The organism is Patescibacteria group bacterium, from assembly GCA_026415775.1.
In the GTDB taxonomy this organism is placed as follows: Bacteria; Patescibacteriota; Minisyncoccia; order UBA6257; family JAAZHW01; genus SKW32.
On the sequence record JAOAGL010000001.1, the window covers coordinates 91,304 to 111,428 of the forward strand.

Here is a 20,125-nt window from a genome sequence, read left to right on the forward strand (position 1 = left end):
AAAAGAGGCTCTTAAAGAGCCTCTTTTATTTTTTCAACTAATTTCTCTACCACCACTCCCCCCCCTATCTCCTCAAAATTCATTCCATAAACTAATGAGGAAAATAGAGGTACTGCCTGTCCAATGTTGATATACGCCCCATCCTCGCTATTAATAATATTTTTCTGCCTCAAATATTCTATGACCACAGGGCGGCGATACGCAGTAAAAAAGCCTCCGTGATATTCGTAAATCCGTCCTGTAGAAATACTGCGCTCTCTCAACGAGTGTCTATCAACAAATACTACATCATCTCCATCAACATTGAAGTTAGGAAGATAGGGGTAATCTCCACTAAAAGACAGTGTTCCATCAACAAATACTACTCTTGCCTCCGCCGATCCCTTTAATTCATTGACCACCCTCTGTTTGAACTGGGTGAGTAAGTTATTAAATGTCTCTGGATCTATATTGCGCCGCTCCTTTTTTTGATTGATGATGGTGGCTTTATTTATAGCCTTCTCCCCTCTGAGTCTACTGCGGGTAATGAGTATAACTCTTTCATCACCTAAACTTACCGGGATTCCGTGATCTAACATGGTCAGATCTACAAGAACTCTTTGCACGTCTCTGTCGGCTTTTTCTGCTTTGACTATCTCCGACATTAACTGAACTACATCAAAAGCTTCTCCGATTAGGGCCTCTTCAATCAGAACCCCTTTCTTTTCTTTCAACAATTCACCAAAAAACGACAAAGACGTGGCGTCATATACGACCACCTCAGATTCTTTAATTTTCTGTTCTATTTCTGCGCTAAGAGCACCATCATCATAAGTTACAACTTCCACGCTAGCATATTTAGCACGAAATTTTTCGTCGGTATAAAGAGCATCGGAAATCTTTCTTGCTACTTCATCATTGACATGTAGCGCATGAGCACCCTGTGCTTTTCTGTACAAAATAAGAACTTTCTTTTTGGGTTTCGGTGGAGCAGGTGGAACTGGCGGGGTCGGTGGTGTTGGCAGTGTCTTTTTACTTCCACCGCTAAAAATGGAAAAAATTTTTTTAAACATCGCAAACCTCCATATTTCTCCCTACTTGATCCCCCCTTTCGGTGGGGCATCGGGAGAATAATTTTAATTTGCTTATTTAAGTATAACAATTTATGATTATTTTGTCAATATTAATTGGATTTTTATAAAAATGCGGGGTTTTGTTCTATAAATTAAATAACGAAAGAAAAAACCACCTCAATTGAGGTGGCTTTTAGCTAGTCGGGCTGCCGGGATTCGAACCCGGACTAAATCCTCCCAAAGGACTCGTGCTAGCCGTTACACTACAGCCCGTTTCATTTATATATTATAACCAAAAAGAGCTTTGAAAAAAATTTCTGCGCCGCCACCGGGAATCGAACCCGGATTTACACCTTGAAAGAGTGTTGTCCTAGCCATTAGACGATGGCGGCTGATGTTTTTTATTTTATTGATTAAAAAAATTTTTTCAATAAAAAGGGCTGTCTATTAGACAGCCCTTTATGCCTTTATTTTTCTTTTTGCTTCATTAATTTAGTAGTATCGAATACTGGTGTAATATCAGATCCGTAGGGGAAAAACATAATAGTGTTTGAAGGAGATTCAGCTACGCTGGGAAGATTTTTTATGAAATACCACTGTAAGTACTCTTTTGTTAAGGATTGTTGAATAATTTTATTAGATTCTGCTATCCCCTGAGCTTCAATGATTTTCCTCTCCTTTTCTTTTTGTTCTTTTAGAATTTTGTACTGCATCTCCTGGGCCTCCTGGTCAGCCTGCATTTTTCTTTCAATAGCCTGTTCTAGTTGATCAGGAAGCTTGACCTTCCTTATGGTAAAATCAACACCCAACACCCACATCTTTTCTGCTTTTTCACAAAATCGCTCAAAAATCCTTCTGCCAAATTCTTCTCTTTTTTGAGGGTGGGAGTAAATATCATTGGAGCTATAATTTACAGCGATGTCCCTTGCTGCACCTCGTAACTGAGGTAGTGCTACGGTCGAGAGTGGATCGCCTGAAATGTTTAACAAATATTTGTGGGCATTGGCAACATCAAGCCTATACCACAATGTAGCATCCAAAAAAACCCTCAAGCCGTCATTCATCAGCACATCCATCGTTGTAGTAGCTCCTTCTCCTTCAACATTCAAAGGAATGTGCATGGTCAACTCCTGGATCCGTCCGTCCATCTTTTCAACTTGTACAAATGGATTTACTAAATGTAATCCAGAGGGGATAATTTTCATTTGAACCTTACCAAATAGAACGGGCACCCCCACATGGCCAACAGGAATCACCGTGAAAAAAGAGATTGAAAAAATTAAAATACATGTGCCTATCGCCAAAGCAATTGTACCCGTGGTTATCCCCTTTTTGTCATTCCCCTCTCGTACGTCCTTCAACCACCAAAGCAAACCTAATCCCGCAAAAATTCCCAAAACCAAAAGTCCTATGCCTTGCATTTAAACCTCCTGATGTTCCTTTGTTGCCTGCCGACATAATCGGTTCAGGTATCCGGAACATTTTTAATTTGCTAATTATATATTAAACTTTTTTTAATTTTTGTCAAGACTAATTTTTCTTGAATTATTCCATTCTTTTAGTAAAATTAAAAATTAGTAAATAATAAAATGTTGTCCCCGTAGTTCAATGGATAGAACAGCTCCCTTCTAAGGAGCGGATGGGGGTTCGATTCCCTCCGGGGGCACTTAAATAGTTTTTTGACATTTTGTTTTTAAAAAATAAGATTTTAGTAATGAAGGTTTTGGCTATTGAAACAAGCTGTGATGAAACCTCAATAAGCATTTTGGAATTTGATGCTAAAAAAAGATGCCGCATTTTGGCTAATTTTGTTTATTCGCAAATTGCAGTGCATCAACCTTTTGGCGGTGTAGTGCCGACTTTGGCCAAACGCGAACACCAAAAAAATTTGGTCCCTATTTTAAAATTGGCCTTAAAAAAAGCTGCTTTATTAAAAAAGAGAAAAAATACTATTTCCTCTAAAAAAATCTCTATTATTAAAGAAATTCTGGCCCGCGATGAAATTTTACAACAACAAACGCTTGATTTTTTTACTCAATATCAAAAACCTCAAATTCACTTCATTGCTGTTACAGCAGGACCAGGATTAGCTCCTGCTCTTTGGCCGGGCGTTAACTTTGCCCGCGCTTTAAGTTTTTATTGGCAAACTCCACTTATTGGTGTCAATCATTTAGAAGGCCACGTTTTGGCTAACTGGCTCCCCAAAGAAGAAAAAGTATGGCAAAAAATAAATATTTCTCCTAAAATTTTTCCAGCGTTAAGTTTAATTGTTTCCGGCGGCCATACTCAGTTGGTCTTAATTAAAAAATTAGGCCATTATAAAGTTATTGGTGAAACACGTGATGATGCTGCCGGTGAGTGTTTTGATAAAACAGCGCGTCTTTTAAATTTGGGATATCCCGGCGGTCCAGCCATTGCTAAAGAAGCAGCAAAATTTCAAAAAGAAAATCCATTTTCTATTCAATTACCTCGGCCAATGATTAATTCAAAAGACTATGATTTTTCTTTTGCTGGTTTAAAAACAGCTGTTCTTTATTTAATTGAGGATTTAAAAAAGAAAAATGTAAATTTAAAAAAACTCAAACCTCTTATAGCTAAAGAAATCCAAGATAGTATTAATGAAGTTTTAGTAAAAAAGACGATTCAAGCAGCTAAAAATTTTAAAACCCACAGTATTATTTTAGGAGGTGGAGTAGCTGCAAACGAAAATTTAAAATTTTTATTAGCTAATGAAGTTAAAAAACAATTGCCAAAAATTCAACTATTTATTCCTGAAACAAAATATACTGGCGATAATGCCGCAATGATTGCTTTGGTTGGTTGGTTAAAGAAGAAATCTGCCAATATCAATAATTGGAAAAAATTAGAAGCTGATGCTAATCTGAGATTATAGAATTTATTTAATAAGAATTATTTTTAATAATTTTGTCAAGAGATATTTTTAAACAAAATCCCCTATTTATCCACAGGGGTTTTATTTTAAATTGTCCTGGTTGATTTTTAAGACCGCTCTTTATTTTGTTGTTTTAAACCCGCCCACTCACCCGCTCCATTTTTATCTCGATCCCGCCCACTTGTCTCATCCCATTCAGAACCATTGCCGACCTATGATATGTCGCACAATATTGTTTCACAAAAATTTTGTGAAACACTTTCCCAACCAAAATGTTTCACGTGAAACATTTTCGGCCTCCTGCACCCTAAAGTGTTTCACGTGAAACATTTCTGATATTTTTCAGGCTTAAACATTACTTAAAAAACCACTAAAAATGTTTCACGTGAAACATTTTAAGATTGAGTATTTCACAAAAAAATTCGCGAAACACTCCAGGAATCAAAAAAACTTCCACAAAATGTTTCACGTGAAACATTTACCGAACTACCAAAAAGTGTTTCACGTGAAACACTTAAAACAAGTAAAAAATGAAAAATATAGAAAATATGTGAATTTGTGAATTTTTGCAATTTTGATTTGACAAAAATGTTTCACATTGTATAATTTTTTTGTGAAACAATATTGTGCGACGTATTATGTCCAAGCAAACAAATAAAACCATCGGCACATTAGGAGAATTAATTGCTGAACGCCATCTTATAAAGGAAGGCTACAAGATTATTGCTAAAAATGTCAGGGAGAAGTGGGGCGAGATTGACTTAATCGCCGATAATAAAAAAGAAATTGTTTTTATTGAGGTAAAAACTCTAATTCAAAAATCACCCTCTTTATCAAACCTTAAACCTGAGGATCAAATGACCAACCATAAAATCCAACACCTTCAAAAAAGCATTCTTCATTATTTAAATAAAAATAAAATAAACGGAGATTACCGCGTGGATTTAATTAGTGTTGAATTATACCCCCAATCTAAAAAATATCACCTTCGCCACTACAAAAATATTTTATAAAAAAATCGCCCAGCTGGGCGATTTTTATTTAGATACTTTTGTTTTTTGTAATTTGTATTTTTGTAAATAACGGAAGGTTGATGGTGTTCGATAGGCTAATTTTCCCTTTTTAGCTCGGCGTGAAGAATAATTTTTCATATTACAAATTTATTTTTTCCGCCCATTTATATAAAATAGGAATGCGCCAATATCTTCCCAAAAGAGTTTGAAAAAAAGAATTAAGAGTAATTGCCAAAACCAATAAACCATAAAGCATATTAATAATGGGAATAAAATAAAAAATAGAAGTAACAAGTTGAAGGGCAAACCAAACTAGTCCTTGTTTAGCATGTTTCTGGCAAAATTGACTGTCACGTTTTAAAAATAGAGGAATAAGGAAAAGAAAAGATAAATAAGAAAAAACGGCCACATATTTATTTTGTTTTATATCTTCTTCTGATAATTTCTCGTTTTCTAATTGTAAATTATTTTTCTGTAAAAAAGCATCCAAATTATTTTTTTCTTCAAAGATTTCTTCAGAATAATTATTAGTGGTTGATTCATTAATTTTTTTTGATAGATTTTCTTTTTCTTGATGTTGTGATAATGTGTCTATTGTAATTTTTAATTCGTCGGTTGATAAATTATTTTTTGATGTTCTTGATGTTTTTTTGTTGGATGTTGATGATTTTTTTCTCGGCATATCTTTTCTTAATAAGCGACAATCACTATTATAAAAAATTTTTTCGAAAAATAAAATTGAATTTTTTAAAAATGTTTCTATACTTTTAATTATGGCTGGACATTCAAAGTGGGCGCAAATAAAACATAAGAAGGCGGCAACGGATGCAAAAAAAAGTAAAATTTTTTCTAAATTAGCTGCCGCAATCACTGTTGCTGCCAGAGAAGGAGGAGGGGATCCGGATAAAAATCCGAAACTTCGCCTTGCTATTGAAAAGGCACGTTCATTTAATATGCCCTCGGATAATATTGAACGCGCCATTAAAAGAGGCACTGGCGCATTAGAAGGAGCACAATTAGAAGAATTATTACTTGAAGCTTATGGGCCAAATGGTCATGCGCTTTTAATCTCTGCTATCACTGATAATCGTAACCGTACTTTAGCAGAAATAAAGCATATTCTTAATAAATATGATGGTAAATTAGGAACAGAAGGGAGTGTGCGATGGATGTTTGATTTGAAAGGAAAAATTATTCTAGAAACACCGAAGCTGACAGAAGAAGAGGAATTAAAATTGATTGATTGGGGCGTTGAGGATATTCAACAAGAAGATGATAATATTATTGTTTATACTCAACCTGATAATCTTTATAATCTTCAACAACAAATTAAAAATAATGGATTTCGCATTTTAGAGGCATCATTGGATTTTATTCCAAAAAATATTGAAACAATTTCCGACGAAGAAAAAAATATTTATGAAAAATTATTTGATGAATTAGATGAACAAGCAGAAGTCAAAGATATTTATTCAACCATCGAATTTTAATAAAAATATTTTTATGAAAATTCTGGGTTTTGATCCGGGAACAAAAAGATTAGGATATGGAATTATTGAAATTAAAAATAATCAATTAAAAGTTATTGATGCTGATTGTTTTGAACCAAAAAATAGAACGGAAGAAAAAATTTTAGAAGAAATTTTTCAAAAAGTAGATTCATTAATCAAAAAATATAAACCTGATTTTATTTCTATTGAAAAAATTTTCTTTTTTCAAAATCAAAAAACCGCTTTTCAAATTAGTGAAGTAAGAGGTGTTTTACTTTTAGCTGCCGCTCAACATCAAATTCCGATTATTCAACCAACTCCACTAGAAATTAAAACTTGTTTAACTGGTTATGGCAGGGCAGAAAAAAATAACGTGGCTTTAATGGTTAAAAAAATTCTTAAATTAGAAAAAATGCCGCGCTTAGACGATACAACAGACGCTTTAGCTTGCTCTATCACTGCTTATTATTTTTTGAAAAATAATTTCAAAATTAAGAAATAATTTTTATACTCGTCAAAAAAGAGAAATCCACAGGAAATCCACATTTGCAAGGATATTAATTTGTTATTATTTTTTATAATAAATATTGAATAATTTATTATTTTTCGCATAATAGGTGTGAATATGGATAATAAAGAGCTTTGGCAATTGGTTTTAGGGGAGTTAGAACTTCAAATTTCGAAGCCAAATTTTCAAACTTGGTTTAAAAATAGCGCTTTAACCGAGAAAGGTGATGATTATGTAGTAATTAGTCTAGAAAGTGTCTTCGCAAAAGAGTGGGTAGAGACCAAATATAACAAATTATTGCTTAAAATTATCCGAAATTTCGAGCCGGAAATCAAAGAAATTCGCTATCAAATCCAACCGACTACTAAACCAGCTGTTTTAATCACCAAAAAGAAGGTGGAGGCAACCATTGAAACCGAAAATCTGAATTTAAATGACTTTTCTATTGATCCAAAAACTAATTTAAATTCAAAATATACATTTCAAAATTTTATTGTTGGTTCTAATAATGAATTGGCTTACTCGGCCGCTATGGCTGTTATTCAAGAATTGGGGAAAAAATATAATCCGTTATTCATTTATGGTGGTGTTGGGTTGGGTAAAACTCATTTAATCCAAGCCGTTGGTAATGAATTAAAGAAAAATTATAAAAATAAAATTGGAATTAAATATGTTTCAACAGAAACTTTTGTTAATGAAGTAATTAATGGAATCAAAAATAAAAGAATGGAAGATGTAAAAAATAAATATCGCAAAGTTGATGTTTTAATTATTGATGATATTCAATTTATTGCTGGTAAAGAAAAAACACAAGAGGAATTTTTCCATACATTTAATACTTTATATGAAAATAATAAGCAAATTATTATTTCATCAGACAGATCGCCTTATTTACTCTCAACCCTAGAAGAACGATTAAGGTCTCGTTTTGAAGGAGGAATGGTAGCAGATATTTCTTATCCGGATTTTGAAACAAGAATGGCTATTTTAAAGCTTAAATTACAAACTCATCATTCTGAAATCTTTCTTTCTGATGAAATTTTAGGGTTAATTGCTGAGAAATTCCCTTATAATATTCGCGAATTAGAAGGTGCTTTAACGCGTTTATTGGGTATTTTAAAAATTAGAAAATTAAATCCTACTAAAGAAAATATAGAAAATCTATTAAATGAAATAACCAATCAAAGGGTAATGATGATTGCGCCTGAATTAATTATTAAAACCGTAGGAGAATTTTATAATATTCCCGAAAAAGATTTAATTAGTCATTCTCGGAAAAAAGAATTAGTTAAACCACGTCAAATTATCATGTATTTATTAAGAGAATATTTAAAATATTCATTTCCAACAATCGCTCGAAAATTAGGAGGCCGCGACCATACCACAATAATGCATGCTTATAATAAAATCACTCAGGAATTACTAAAAAATCATTTATTAACCCAAGAAATTAATTTAATAAAAGAAAAAATATATAATCGTCATTAATTCAATTGGTTATCCAAATTTTTATTTCATTTATACAAAATTTATTCACAACTAATCCAAAATTAAAAAATCAAAAAATCAGTTAAAAATCTCAAATTATTAGATAAATTATTTAAAAAAAGTCGCGCTCTATTACAACAACAAATTTAAAATATGAAAATTATTGTTATAAAGGAAAATTTAAAAAAGTCTTTTTCTGATGTAGAAGGGGGAATTGGTAGTGGGGTAATGTTACCCATACTAAAAAATGTTTTAATTACTACCGATGATGGAAGAATAAAAATTTGTTCTACTGATTTAGAAATTGCTATTACTAGCTGGATTAATGGAAAAATTGTGGATGAAGGTGGGATAACAGTGCCGGCTAATATTTTAGGAATGGTTTTAAATAATATTTCTGAATCAAAAATTGAATTAGATTCCACAGATTCAAAATTAAAAATAAAAACCGATAAATCAGAAAATATTATTCAAGGAATTAAAGATTCAGAATATCCTATTATTCCAACTATTAAATCCGATAATTATATCGAGATAAAAAGTGATGTCTTAAAAAAATCTTTAAATCAAATAATTTCAGCTGCCGCCTCATCTGATAGAAGAATCGAATTAAATGGAATTTTGTTTTATTTAAATAATGAATTAAAAATGGTAGCTACAGACACTTTTCGATTAGCGGAGAAAACCTTAAAAAATAATGAATTTCAAACAAATATTACCGAATTACGCGCTATTATTCCATTAAAAGTTATCCAAGAATTTCTAAAAATTTGTAAAGAAGATAAAGTTGTTAAAATTTATTTCGACCCACACCAAGTAATGTTTGATTTAGAGGATGTTCAAATAATTTCTCGGTTAATAGAAGGTAATTTTCCTGATTATCAATCTATAATTCCTCAAGATTTTTTAACTACTGTATTGATTAATAAAGAATTTTTATACAATGCCATTAAATTAGCTTCTGTTTTTTCATCAAAAATTAATAATGTAAATATTAAAATAAAATCACCTAATAAATTTATTGTTTATAATCAAGAATCAAGTATTGGTGAGACTAAATCAGAATTAGATGCTGAAATTAATGGTGAAAATCAGGAATTGATATTTAATTGGCATTATTTAATTGATGGATTAAAAAATATTGAGAGTGAAGAAGTGTTTTTAGGTTTTAACGGAGATATAAAACCATTATTTATTAAATCACCAACCGATAATAATTACTTTTATATTCTAATGCCGATTAAAAATAATTAATAATTATGACACGCGAAGAAGCTTTTAATTTATTAAAAGAAAAAATTCAAGATATTAATATGGTAAAACATTCTTTGGCGGTTGAGGCTTGTTTGAGAGAATTAGCTATTTTTTTCAGTCAAAATCCGGATGAATGGGGATTAGCTGGTTTGCTTCATGATTATGATTATAAAGAAATGTTGCCATTTCCAGAAAAACACGGATTGGTAGCAGTGGAGGAATTAGAAAAATTAGGATTAAAAAATCAAGATATTTTGCACGCTATCAAAGCTCATAATGAAAAAAATAATACTCCGAGAGAATCTTTATTAGATAAAGCTATTCATTGTACGGATCCAATGACGGGTTTAATTGTGGCTGCTACCTTGGTTTTACCTTCAAAAAAAATCAATGATTTAAATGTTGAGATGATTTTAAATCGCTATAAAGAAAAAAGATTTGCCGCTGGCGCAAATCGAGAAATCATTAGCCGTTGTTCGGAATTAGGTTTATCATTAGAAAAATTTTCAGAGATTTGTTTGAAGGCGATGCAGAAAATTAGTGATGATTTAGGTTTATAAATTTCAATGAATAATTTCTAAAATTTTTTGTTGTTGAATTTTCTTTTGAAGTAGTATATTTTTTTTCAGTTCTGGGTCGGATTTTAAAATTATTTCCGCCTCTTTTTTAGCAATTTGCACTAAAGATAAATTTGTTAAAGCTCTCATTAAATTATCAGGCAAACCTGATTGGCGTGTACCTAGAAATTCCCCTGGTCCTCTTAATTCTAAATCTTTTTCGGCTAATTCAAAAGAATTTTTAGCTGTTAAGATAGCTTTTAATCTTTTTTGGGTATTTAAACTATTATTTTCTGTAAATAAAAAACAATAAGATTGATAAGGTCCACGACCTACTCGGCCTCGAAATTGATATAATTGAGCCAAACCAAATCTTTCAGCGCCTTCTATTAAAATAATAGAAGTATTAGGTACATCAATACCAACTTCCACTACAGAAGTAGAAACCAAAATATCATATTCTCTATTTAAAAATTTTTTCATAATTTCTTCCTTTTCTTTATTTTTTAATTTTCCATGTAACATAGCAATATTTAAATCCGGAAAGATATCTTTTTTTAATTTTTCATATTCTTGGGTGACGCTTTTAACCTCTAATTTTTCTGAATTATCAATTAAAGGACAAATAATAAAAACTTGTCTACCTTCTTTAATTTTTTCTCTAATAAATTCATAAACTTTTTCTCTTTGATTTGGAGTAATAATTTTTGTAATGATTGGTTTTCTATTTTTTGGTAACTCTTTAATTATTGAAATATCCAAATCACCCCACAATGTTAAAGCTAAAGTGCGCGGTATGGGCGTAGCAGTCATTGATAATAAATGAGGGATAAAATCGTTATGATTGGTTAAAAGTTTTTGTCTTTGTTCAACACCAAAACGATGTTGTTCATCAATAATCACCAGTCCCAATTTTTGAAATTTAATATTTTTTTGAATAAGGGCGTGAGTGCCAATAATGATATTTATTTCATTATTAATGCAATTTTGAATAAATGTTTTTTTATTTATATCAGAGACAAAACCTTCCCAACTTAATCTGGTATTACTGCTTGTTATTAAACCTATACTAATATCAAAATTTTTGAAAAGATTATTAAAATTTTGAAAATGTTGATTGGCTAAAATTTCCGTAGGAGCCATAAAGGCAACCTGATAATTATTTTTAACTGTCATTAAAGAGGCAATAGCAGCGACGATTGTTTTGCCAGAGCCGACATCTCCCTGCAATAAGCGATTCATTGGTTTTCCTTTTTGAAAATCTTTTAAAATGTCTAAAACTGCATTTTTTTGATCTGCTGTTAATTGGAAATTTAATGATTGAGCAAATTCCTTGAGGATTTCTAAATTGGGTTTAATAGCAAATCCCTTGTATTGTTGTAATTTTGATTTTTGTTGTAAAATTATTAATTCTAGAATTAATAAATCTTCGAATAAAAAACGCTTCTGAGCATTTTCTGCTTCTTTTAAATTTTTGGGGAAGTGTATTTGGTTTAGGGCTTTTTTTAAATCAGGAAAATTATATTTATTTTTTAAATAAGGGGGTAGCCAGTCAATTGGTATGCGAGTTTCCTTAAGACATTTTTTTATGAAAAATCTTATAGCACGAGATGTTAAACCTTCAGTTTCCGGATATACTGGAATTAACCCTCCTGTTTCTCTCCTTTCTTTATTATTCAAATCGTTAATTTTTTCATAATGTGATGGTAAAAAATAAGTGCCATTTTTATCAATTATTAACTTGCCAGCAACACTAATAAACTCATTAATTCTCAAATTTTTTGTAAGAAATGGCTGATTAAACCAAAGAATTTTTACTACACCGGATTCATCTTGAAGAATAGCTTCTGTTATGTACATTTTTTTGTGCCATGTCTTAAAAGTTTTTATATCTAAAATTTTCCCTTCAATAGTAACGATTTCATTGGGAATTAATTGAGTGATATTTTTCACTATTGAAAAATCTTCATATCGGAAGGGAAAATAAAATAATAAATCTTTAATAGTTTCAATATTAATTTTTTTAAATTTTGTTAAATATTTTTTCCCTACACCAGACAATTTTTCAATAGGTGTTTGAAAATCATACATATATTTCATTATAACCCAAAGTTTGTACCCCCACGAGGAATTGAACCTCGATCTCAGCCTCCGCAGGGCTGCGCTCTATCCGTTGAGCTATGGGGGCAGCAGTCTTAGCTTAAAAAATATTAGCAATTAAATCAATTAGTGATGGTTTAATTTCTTTTTCTGGTAACAAATTTTTTAAAAACTCTTTAATTTTATCTGTTTTTTCTTTTTTAAATGGCACAAAAAGATTGGTATTTAAAAATTTATTAGTTTTAAAAATAATAAAATTTTTATCAGCCGTTTCCATAATCCAAAAATAATTTAAATCATTATAAGAATAAAATGTTTCAGCCACATACAATCCTTCCTCAGTTAAACGATAAATAGATTTTTGGGGTTTTAAGAAATATAAAACAAATAATACATCAGCTAAAAGAATGATAACGAAAAAAATCCAATTACTTTGCAAGAAAGCAACAATAATGAAAACGAGAGATAAAATAAAAAAGATAATTGAAAGCCAAGAATTATAAGAATATTTTTCTTCAACCGTCCACCAAATTGGCTGAATTTTTTTATTTTTTGTTTTTTCTGTGGTGGGAGATTGTTTCTGCAGATTTTCTGTATTATTGTTTTTTGGCGGAACAATAACTGTTTTTTTATTAATTGTTCGTAAATCTAAAACAGTTTCCGGCTTTTTTTGATTATTAGCAATAGCGTCTAATTTTTTGGCCATTATATTTATATTTTAATCCTTTTTTATTTGAAGATTAATGCGTTTTTCGTTGAAATTTATATTACTAATAATAAATTCACCTTCGTCATTGAGTTTTAGTTGTTGCTGCATTTTTTCAATACCTCCAAATTCGGAAGAGTGTATAAAACCAAATATATCCGAATCAATTTGGATTAATGCTCCAAAAGGTAAAAATTTATACACTTTCCCCTTAATTATTTGTTGTGGTTGGTATTGTTTGAGTTTTTCAATTAAAGGATCTTGTTGTAATGCTTTTAGGGAAAGAATAATCTCTTTGTTTTTATTGATAGATGTAATTTTAAATTGGTAAAAGGTGTTTGGTTTGAGTATTGTATCTAATTTATCAACTGGAGACCAAGATGCTTCATCAATGGGTAAAAACGCTTTAATTAGAGGATGGTCTTTAAGGGAAATAATTGCTCCGCCACTAGTTATTTTATATAGACTTCCTTCAACCACATCACCCACTTTATATTTATTAATCAAATCCTTTATTTTATCTTCCTCTATTTTTTTCTCCGAGAAAATAATTTTACCATCAGCTGGGGTGAAATTTAGAATTTTTACTTTGATTTCCTTTCCCACTAATTGTTCAAGCGCTTCTAAAATTTTTTCTTTGTCACCGCCTTCCACTTTTGGAAAGTGGTCTTCAGACATTTGGGAAGTTGGCAAAAATCCTTGGATATCGTCAATTTTAATTATTAATCCCCCGCGATTGGCACCCATAACTTTTCCAATAAGAATCTCATCTTTATTAATCAATTCTTTTAGATTTTGATATTGTTCATGGGGTACGACATCGTGCAACATCATTTCAATCATTCCGAATTCATTTTCTGGATGTAAAACTTGCGCTCGGACAATATCCCCCTCTTTTAGATTTTTAATAACATCAGCCGATTTTATAAATTCAGCGCCCCAAATTAAACCCGTGCCGTATTGATTTAAATCTAGATATAACGCTTTTGATGCTTTTTTGATAATTTTAGCTTCTAAAATTGTGCCGGGGTTTAACTTCGGCAAATTAGTTGCGTGGAGCCAAGAAGGCCGTCTCTTTATTGTAGAAGAATTTGGAGTGGAATTTTGATTCAACATAGTGTAAATAGATTAGCAAATTTCTTTAAAAATGTCCAGAGTGTAGAGGCTAAGAGTTGAAAAAAACTTTTAAAAAATTAAAATAAAGAATATGACTCTTGAATGGTTTGGCGAAGGATGTTTTAAAATTACTGAAACTGGCAACCGTTTTTCTATACTTACCGAAACTCCTAGTAAAGATTCGGGATTGCCTATTCCGCGTCATAAAACAGACGTTTATTTAAGCGTTTTTTCTAATTTAAGTGATAGTTTATTTAATTCAAATAAAAAAGAAAATGAAATTTTTATTATTAATAATGCCGGTGATTATGAATTAAAAGATAATTTTATTCGGGGAATGGTGGTCAGCGTGAAAGAAGGATTAGTGAAAAGCATTTATACAATTAAAATGGAGGATATTAGAGTTGCTTATTTAGGAATGATTAATAATAAAGAATGGACGCCGGAAGCGGGAAATTTTTTGGGAGAAATAGATATAATGTTAATTCCTATAGGTGGCGGTGAAATGCTTGATGCGGTTCAAGCGGTTGAGGTTATAAAACAGGTGGAGCCAAAAATCGTTATTCCGATGTATTATAAAATTCCCGGTTTAAAAATAAAAAGAGGAGAATTAAATACTTTTCTAAATAAAATGGAAATCAAAAAAATCGAAGAAATGGATAAATTACTAATTAAAAGCAGAGAATTAGAAAATTGGGGAGAAGAAATTAAAGTATATATTTTAAAACAATCATGAAAATTATAAAAAAAATAAAAAATTTCTTTGTTTTTATTCAATCCTTGCCCTACGAAAAAAGGCTTTATTTACTTCAAATTTCTTTAGTTGTGGTTGGTTTAATAGGTTTTTTGGTGTGGATTAGTATTTTTAGCAACCAAGTGAGCGAGAATAGAATTGCCTTAGAAGAACAAAATAAATCAGCTCCTAGTAAAGTAGATGTTTTCAAAAAAGGTATCTATGCGGTTTATCAGGATTCTTTATTACCATTTTTAAAGAAAACTTCCCAGGTTTTACTCTCATTCTTTTCTTTTTCCGTGCAAGTAGTAATTAGAATTTTCAATTTTACTTCACATTTAGCACAGCAAATTCTAGTACAATATAAAGCGTATGCGCAATTAATTCAACACTTCCTCTTTTAATAAAAACTATGAAATATAAAAATAAAAAATCCGATAATAATTCTCCAAACAAAGAAGATTTAAAAAATAATTCTAATAATAACAAAATTGTTCCCCGTGAAATTACCGAAGAATTAAAAACGGCTTATTTAGATTATGCAATGAGCGTCATTGTTTCGCGAGCTTTACCTGATGTGCGTGATGGTTTAAAGCCGGTTCAGCGAAGAATTTTGTATGCGATGGGTGAGGCTGGTTTTTGGCATTCATCCAAATTTAGAAAATCAGCGAGCATTGTTGGTGAGGTGTTGGGCAAATATCATCCCCATGGCGATGTGCCGGTGTACGATGCTTTGGCAAGAATGGCCCAACCGTTTTCTTTGCGTTACCCATTAATCGAAGGTCAAGGTAATTGGGGTTCAATTGATGGAGATGCACCAGCAGCGATGCGTTATACCGAAGCGCGTTTGGCAGTTTTGGCTGAGGAGATGCTTCAGGATTTAGACAAAGAAACTGTTCCTTTCCAAGATAATTATGATGGAACTCGGAAAGAGCCCACTGTCTTGCCAGCCAAACTGCCTAATTTACTTATTAATGGCACATCAGGTATTGCTGTAGGAATGGCAACAAACATTCCCCCTCATAATTTAGGAGAGGTTTGCGATGCTGTGGTTTATTTAATTGATCATCCTCAAGCTGAGGTAAAAGATTTATTAAATTTTGTTCAAGGTCCTGATTTTCCAACTGGTGGTGTTATTTATAATCGCAAGGTATTAGAAGAAATTTACAGCGCTGGTAAAGGGGCGATTACAGTAAGAGCTCTAGCTGATATTCAAGAAAGAAAATCAGGTCAGTTTGATATTGTGATTACGGAAATTCCTTATCAAGTTAATAAATCTGCTTTATTGGAAAAAATTGCGGAGTTAGTACAAGACAAAAAAATTGAAGGAATTAAGGATATTCGTGATGAATCTGATAAAGAAGGATTGTGTATTACTATCCAGTTAAAAAATGATGCTCATCCCCAAAAAATTTTAAATAATTTATTTAAACATACAGACTTACAAAAAGATTTCCATGTTAATTTTTTGGCTTTGGTTGATGGTATTCAACCCCAAACTCTTTCATTGAAAGGATTGCTTGAGCAATTTATTAAACACCGCCAAAATATTATTCGCAAGCGCTCAGAGTTTGATTTAGCGAAAGCCAAAGCCCGCTTACATATTTTAGAAGGTTTATTAAAGGCATTAAAGAATATTGATGCGGTTATCAAAACAATTAAAACCTCGAAAAGTCGTGATGAAGCAAAAGAAAAATTAGTTAAAAATTTTAAATTAACCGTTATTCAAGCAGAAGCAATTTTAGAGATGAAACTTCAAACACTTGTTGGCTTGGAAAGAATTAAAATTGAAGAAGAAGCTAAATTAAAAGAAAAAGAAATTAAAGAGCTGGAAGAAATTTTAGGTAGTCCTAAGAAAATTTTGCAGATTATTAAAGACGAAACAACTGAATTAAAAAAGAAATATAGCGATGAGCGCAAAACAAAAGTTGTTAATGCTGCTATTGGTGAATTTAAAGATGAAGATTTAATTCAGGCACAAGACGTTGTTATAATGATGAGTCAGGATGGTTATATTAAATCGTTTGTACCAGAAACAATTAAAGCTCAAAAACGTGGAGGAAAAGGTTTAATAGGATTTGATGTCAAAGAAGAAGATAAAATTCAACACGTTCTTGTGGCTAATACCCATGATAATCTACTCTTTTTAACAACCGCTGGTCGCGCTTTTCAATTGCGAGCTTATGAAATTCCTTTGGGCAGTCGAACATCGCGAGGCAAGAGTATTTTTAATTTTCTGGAATTGCCTCAAAATGAAAAAATCGCCGCGATTGTCAATTACCCATTTAATGAAAAAAAAGAGCCTGAGGGATTTTTAGCACTAGTAACCAAAAATGGCATTATGAAGAAAACTCCCTTGGCAGATTTTTTGAGTGTAAGACGTTCGGGATTAATAGCTATTAGATTAAAAGAAGGTGATGAGTTAAAAGACGCTAAAATTGTTAATAAAGGGGATGAAGTTATTGTTTTATCTGCTTATGGGCAGGCATTAAGATTCCCTGAAAAAGATTTGAGGCCAATGGGAAGGGTAGCGGCTGGTGTTTTGGGCATTAAATTAAAAAAAGAAGCGGGTAATGAAGTGAGAGGCTTTGATGTGATTCCTTCAATAATGAAAGAGGGTTTATTATTGGTGGTTACTGAAAATGGCTTTGGGAAAAAAACATTATTAAAAGAATATCGTCTGCAACATCGCGGCGGTCAAGGCATCAAAACGGCCAAAATTACTGAAAAAACAGGAAAAGTGGTAGCTATTAGGGTAATTACTAAAGAAGATAAGGAAGCATTAATTATTTCTAAAACTGGCATTTTAATTAAAACGGATTTAGATAATATTTCGCAGCAATCCCGTACTTCGCAGGGCGTAAGAATCATTCGTTTAGAAACGGGAGATTTAGTGGCTGGTGTGGTAGTATTATAATTTTTTTTGTGTTAAAATTATAATATTATATGGCCGAAATGTTTAATCCTAAAATTGTTATTGCGCAATTAAATATTCCAACTGGTGCCATTGTAGCGGATTTTGGTTGTGGAAGCGGTTATTTTACGTTGGAATTAGCGCAAGCGGTGGGATCAAAAGGTAAGGTTTTCGCTATTGATGTTGTTCCAGAGCAATTGGAATCAGTGAGATCCTTAGCTCAGATGAGAGGATTAAATGAAATTATTGAAACTCGCTGGGCTAATTTGGAAAAAACGAGCACTTTAGACAAAGAAAGTTGTGATTGGGTGATTGCTGCTAATCTTTTTTTTCAAATCCCCAAAGATCTTAAAGATAAGGTAGTGAAAGAAGCGTTTAATATCTTAAAGAAGGGTGGTAAGATGGCGATTATTGATTGGAAAAAAGATTCAATAATTGGCCCACCGAAAGAAGAAAGAATTGATAAAGAAGAAATTATTCAATTAGCCGCTAAAGAAAATTTCAAATTATTCAAAGAAATCAATATTAGCGACACTCATTGGTGCGTTGTTTTAATAAAATAAAATGGCTGAACTTACAAAATCACAAAAAATTATTTTCCTAGTTTTTGGCGTTATTATATTAATTGTTGTTTTGATGGCATTGGGAATTTTGCCTGGTTTGAAATCAAACCAACAAAAAAAATCTCCTCCAATGCCGCCAATGACTTTGGAATTTTGGGGTATTGATAATGAGGATTATTTTAAACCTTTAATTGAAAAATTTATCGCAATTTATCCTAATGTAACCATTCGTTACAAAAAAATTAATGAAACCGAATATGAAACAAAACTTATTGATGCTTTGGCGTCTCAATCAGGGCCGGATATTTTAATGATAAAAAATAATTGGATTCCTAAACACATAAATAAACTTTATCCCTCAACTGTCACTTTAAAAGATTTAAAAAACGCCTTTGTTGATGTGGTGGCTTCTGATTTATATTACAATAATGATTCACAAGGCCGTGTTTGGGCTTTGCCTTTATGGGTTGATACCTTGGCTTTGTTTTATAACAAAGATTTGTTTAATAATGCCAGTATTGCTTTGCCTCCTCAAAATTGGGATGAATTTATTAAAGATGTTCAGTTATTAACAAAAAAAGATACAGTTGGTTCTATTTTCCAATCGGGGGTGGCTTTGGGAACAGTGAATAATATTTCTTATCCCACCGAAATTCTATTAACTTTAATTATGCAAAATGGTCAACAATTGGTTGATGAATCGGGAAGGGCTATATTTAATAATCCTAAAGCTCAAGATGCCATTAATTTTTATTTAAGTTTTGCTAATCCTGTTGCACCTAATTATTGTTGGAATGCATCATTTGGTAATGATATTGAGCTTTTTGCTCAAAATAAAGTAGCAATGATTATTGCTTATAGTTCTGCCATGAAAAAAATAGAGGGTTTAAATCCTTATTTGAATTATTCTGTGTCTTTTTTGCCGCAACCCACCAATGCAAAATTAAAACAAAATTTAGCTAATTATTGGGCTTTATCTGTTTCTGCTACTTCACGCTATCCGCAGATGGCTTGGAATTTTATTTATTATATAATAAATAATGGAATGAAAGATTATATGGATTTAACTCAGCGTCCAACTCCAATGCGCACTTTAATTAGTGAATGTCAAAAATATGATAAATTAAGTGTTTTCTGCGAGCAGAGTTTAGTAGCTAAAAGCTGGTTACAATTTAATCCGGAGAAGAATACTCAGATTTTGAAAAATATGTTAGAATCAATAATAAGCGGTCGAAGCAGCGTGGGTGTTGCTTTATCACAAGCTGTTGATTTAATAAATAAATAATGAAAAAACAAAAAATAATTTTTTTTGCGCTTTTAATTTCGTTGTTTGCAACGGGTATTTCGGTTTTTGCGCAAGTTAGAGTAGATATTGAGCAACAAACAGCTAATAAAGGATTATTATCAGGTATTTCTTCTGCTTGTGCCGAATCGGGTCAATGCACCTTGGTTGATTTTATGGTTGTTGTAAAAAATATCTTTCTTTTATTGCGACAAATCGCTTTTTGGGCAGCGGTTGGATTTGGAATTTATGGTGGTATTACATTGATAATTTCTCAAGGCAACCCTTCAAAAATTAAAAGTGGTAAAAATATTATTTTGGCAGCTTTTGTTGGATTAATGATTGTTTATGGCGTGAGCTTAATTATAAATATAATTCTTTTGGCTATAAATAAGCAACCGATTAATTTGGAGCAAATTTGGAATCCTCAAATAATATTTGTAAATGAATAAAAAT

Annotated in this window: 19 protein-coding genes and 4 tRNA genes; 14 read left to right on the forward strand and 9 right to left on the reverse strand. The window is 31.5% G+C overall.

Going from position 1 to position 20,125, the window contains the following annotated elements; all coding sequences use genetic code 11:
• Positions 1-11: 11 nt before the first annotated feature.
• The 4 genes from N2692_00505 to N2692_00520 all read right to left on the reverse strand — a co-directional run bounded on the left by N2692_00505 (position 12) and on the right by N2692_00520 (position 2,473).
• On the reverse strand, positions 12-1,052 hold the full coding sequence (locus N2692_00505; GenBank protein MCX8015784.1) for a hypothetical protein: 1,041 nt from the start codon (positions 1,050-1,052) through the stop codon (positions 12-14).
• Between the two features lie 201 nt (positions 1,053-1,253).
• A tRNA-Pro gene (locus tag N2692_00510) sits at positions 1,254-1,325 on the reverse strand.
• Positions 1,326-1,372: 47 nt separating this feature from the next.
• Positions 1,373-1,444 (reverse strand) — tRNA-Glu (locus N2692_00515).
• A 75-nt stretch (positions 1,445-1,519) separates the two neighbouring features.
• Positions 1,520-2,473, reverse strand: coding sequence for an SPFH domain-containing protein (locus N2692_00520; protein ID MCX8015785.1), 954 nt, complete (start codon positions 2,471-2,473; stop codon positions 1,520-1,522).
• A 173-nt stretch (positions 2,474-2,646) separates the two neighbouring features.
• On the opposite strand from N2692_00520, the gene N2692_00525 reads away from it, so the two are divergent.
• The 3 genes from N2692_00525 to N2692_00535 all read left to right on the forward strand — a co-directional run bounded on the left by N2692_00525 (position 2,647) and on the right by N2692_00535 (position 4,958).
• Positions 2,647-2,718, forward strand: a tRNA-Arg gene (locus tag N2692_00525).
• Positions 2,719-2,739: 21 nt separating this feature from the next.
• Entirely contained in the window at positions 2,740-3,945 is a 1,206-nt protein-coding gene (locus N2692_00530; protein ID MCX8015786.1) for a tRNA (adenosine(37)-N6)-threonylcarbamoyltransferase complex transferase subunit TsaD, read from the forward strand.
• A gap of 638 nt (positions 3,946-4,583) precedes the next feature.
• On the forward strand, positions 4,584-4,958 hold the full coding sequence (locus N2692_00535; protein MCX8015787.1) for a YraN family protein: 375 nt from the start codon (positions 4,584-4,586) through the stop codon (positions 4,956-4,958).
• 139 nt (positions 4,959-5,097) lie between these two features.
• Here the strand turns inward: N2692_00535 and N2692_00540 are convergent, their stop codons facing one another.
• On the reverse strand, positions 5,098-5,640 hold the full coding sequence (locus N2692_00540) for a hypothetical protein (protein MCX8015788.1): 543 nt from the start codon (positions 5,638-5,640) through the stop codon (positions 5,098-5,100).
• A gap of 91 nt (positions 5,641-5,731) precedes the next feature.
• On the opposite strand from N2692_00540, the gene N2692_00545 reads away from it, so the two are divergent.
• The 5 genes from N2692_00545 to N2692_00565 all read left to right on the forward strand — a co-directional run bounded on the left by N2692_00545 (position 5,732) and on the right by N2692_00565 (position 10,258).
• The gene (locus tag N2692_00545; GenBank protein ID MCX8015789.1) at positions 5,732-6,448 is read left to right on the forward strand and encodes a YebC/PmpR family DNA-binding transcriptional regulator; all 717 of its coding nucleotides are present in this window, start codon (positions 5,732-5,734) and stop codon (positions 6,446-6,448) included.
• 13 nt (positions 6,449-6,461) lie between these two features.
• A complete protein-coding gene (ruvC, locus tag N2692_00550) occupies positions 6,462-6,950 on the forward strand; it encodes a crossover junction endodeoxyribonuclease RuvC (GenBank protein MCX8015790.1) in 489 nt (162 codons plus the stop codon).
• 123 nt (positions 6,951-7,073) lie between these two features.
• Positions 7,074-8,444, forward strand: coding sequence for a chromosomal replication initiator protein DnaA (dnaA, locus tag N2692_00555; GenBank protein MCX8015791.1), 1,371 nt, complete (start codon positions 7,074-7,076; stop codon positions 8,442-8,444).
• A gap of 153 nt (positions 8,445-8,597) precedes the next feature.
• Complete coding sequence (dnaN, locus tag N2692_00560) at positions 8,598-9,698, forward strand: DNA polymerase III subunit beta (protein ID MCX8015792.1); 1,101 nt, start codon at positions 8,598-8,600, stop codon at positions 9,696-9,698.
• 5 nt (positions 9,699-9,703) lie between these two features.
• A complete protein-coding gene (locus tag N2692_00565) occupies positions 9,704-10,258 on the forward strand; it encodes an HD domain-containing protein (protein MCX8015793.1) in 555 nt (184 codons plus the stop codon).
• A 3-nt stretch (positions 10,259-10,261) separates the two neighbouring features.
• On the opposite strand, the gene recG is transcribed toward N2692_00565, so the two are convergent.
• The 4 genes from recG to N2692_00585 all read right to left on the reverse strand — a co-directional run bounded on the left by recG (position 10,262) and on the right by N2692_00585 (position 14,177).
• Positions 10,262-12,355 (reverse strand): ATP-dependent DNA helicase RecG, encoded by a 2,094-nt coding sequence (gene recG / locus N2692_00570; GenBank protein MCX8015794.1) that lies wholly within the window; start codon positions 12,353-12,355, stop codon positions 10,262-10,264.
• Between the two features lie 16 nt (positions 12,356-12,371).
• Positions 12,372-12,443, reverse strand: a tRNA-Arg gene (locus N2692_00575).
• Positions 12,444-12,455: 12 nt separating this feature from the next.
• Entirely contained in the window at positions 12,456-13,061 is a 606-nt protein-coding gene (locus tag N2692_00580; protein ID MCX8015795.1) for a hypothetical protein, read from the reverse strand.
• Positions 13,062-13,073: 12 nt separating this feature from the next.
• On the reverse strand, positions 13,074-14,177 hold the full coding sequence (locus N2692_00585) for a S1 RNA-binding domain-containing protein (GenBank protein MCX8015796.1): 1,104 nt from the start codon (positions 14,175-14,177) through the stop codon (positions 13,074-13,076).
• Between the two features lie 91 nt (positions 14,178-14,268).
• On the opposite strand from N2692_00585, the gene N2692_00590 reads away from it, so the two are divergent.
• The 6 genes from N2692_00590 to N2692_00615 are packed head-to-tail and all read left to right on the forward strand — an operon-like array spanning position 14,269 to position 20,121.
• Entirely contained in the window at positions 14,269-14,913 is a 645-nt protein-coding gene (locus N2692_00590) for an MBL fold metallo-hydrolase (protein ID MCX8015797.1), read from the forward strand.
• Complete coding sequence (locus tag N2692_00595) at positions 14,910-15,314, forward strand: hypothetical protein (GenBank protein MCX8015798.1); 405 nt, start codon at positions 14,910-14,912, stop codon at positions 15,312-15,314. Before N2692_00590 ends, N2692_00595 begins: the two co-directional genes overlap by 4 nt.
• Positions 15,315-15,322: 8 nt before the next feature.
• The gene (gyrA, locus tag N2692_00600) at positions 15,323-17,827 is read left to right on the forward strand and encodes a DNA gyrase subunit A (protein MCX8015799.1); all 2,505 of its coding nucleotides are present in this window, start codon (positions 15,323-15,325) and stop codon (positions 17,825-17,827) included.
• A 29-nt stretch (positions 17,828-17,856) separates the two neighbouring features.
• Positions 17,857-18,387 (forward strand): class I SAM-dependent methyltransferase, encoded by a 531-nt coding sequence (locus tag N2692_00605; protein MCX8015800.1) that lies wholly within the window; start codon positions 17,857-17,859, stop codon positions 18,385-18,387.
• A 1-nt stretch (position 18,388) separates the two neighbouring features.
• Complete coding sequence (locus tag N2692_00610; protein MCX8015801.1) at positions 18,389-19,672, forward strand: extracellular solute-binding protein; 1,284 nt, start codon at positions 18,389-18,391, stop codon at positions 19,670-19,672.
• Complete coding sequence (locus tag N2692_00615; protein MCX8015802.1) at positions 19,672-20,121, forward strand: hypothetical protein; 450 nt, start codon at positions 19,672-19,674, stop codon at positions 20,119-20,121. Before N2692_00610 ends, N2692_00615 begins: the two co-directional genes overlap by 1 nt.
• Positions 20,122-20,125 lie beyond the last annotated feature (4 nt).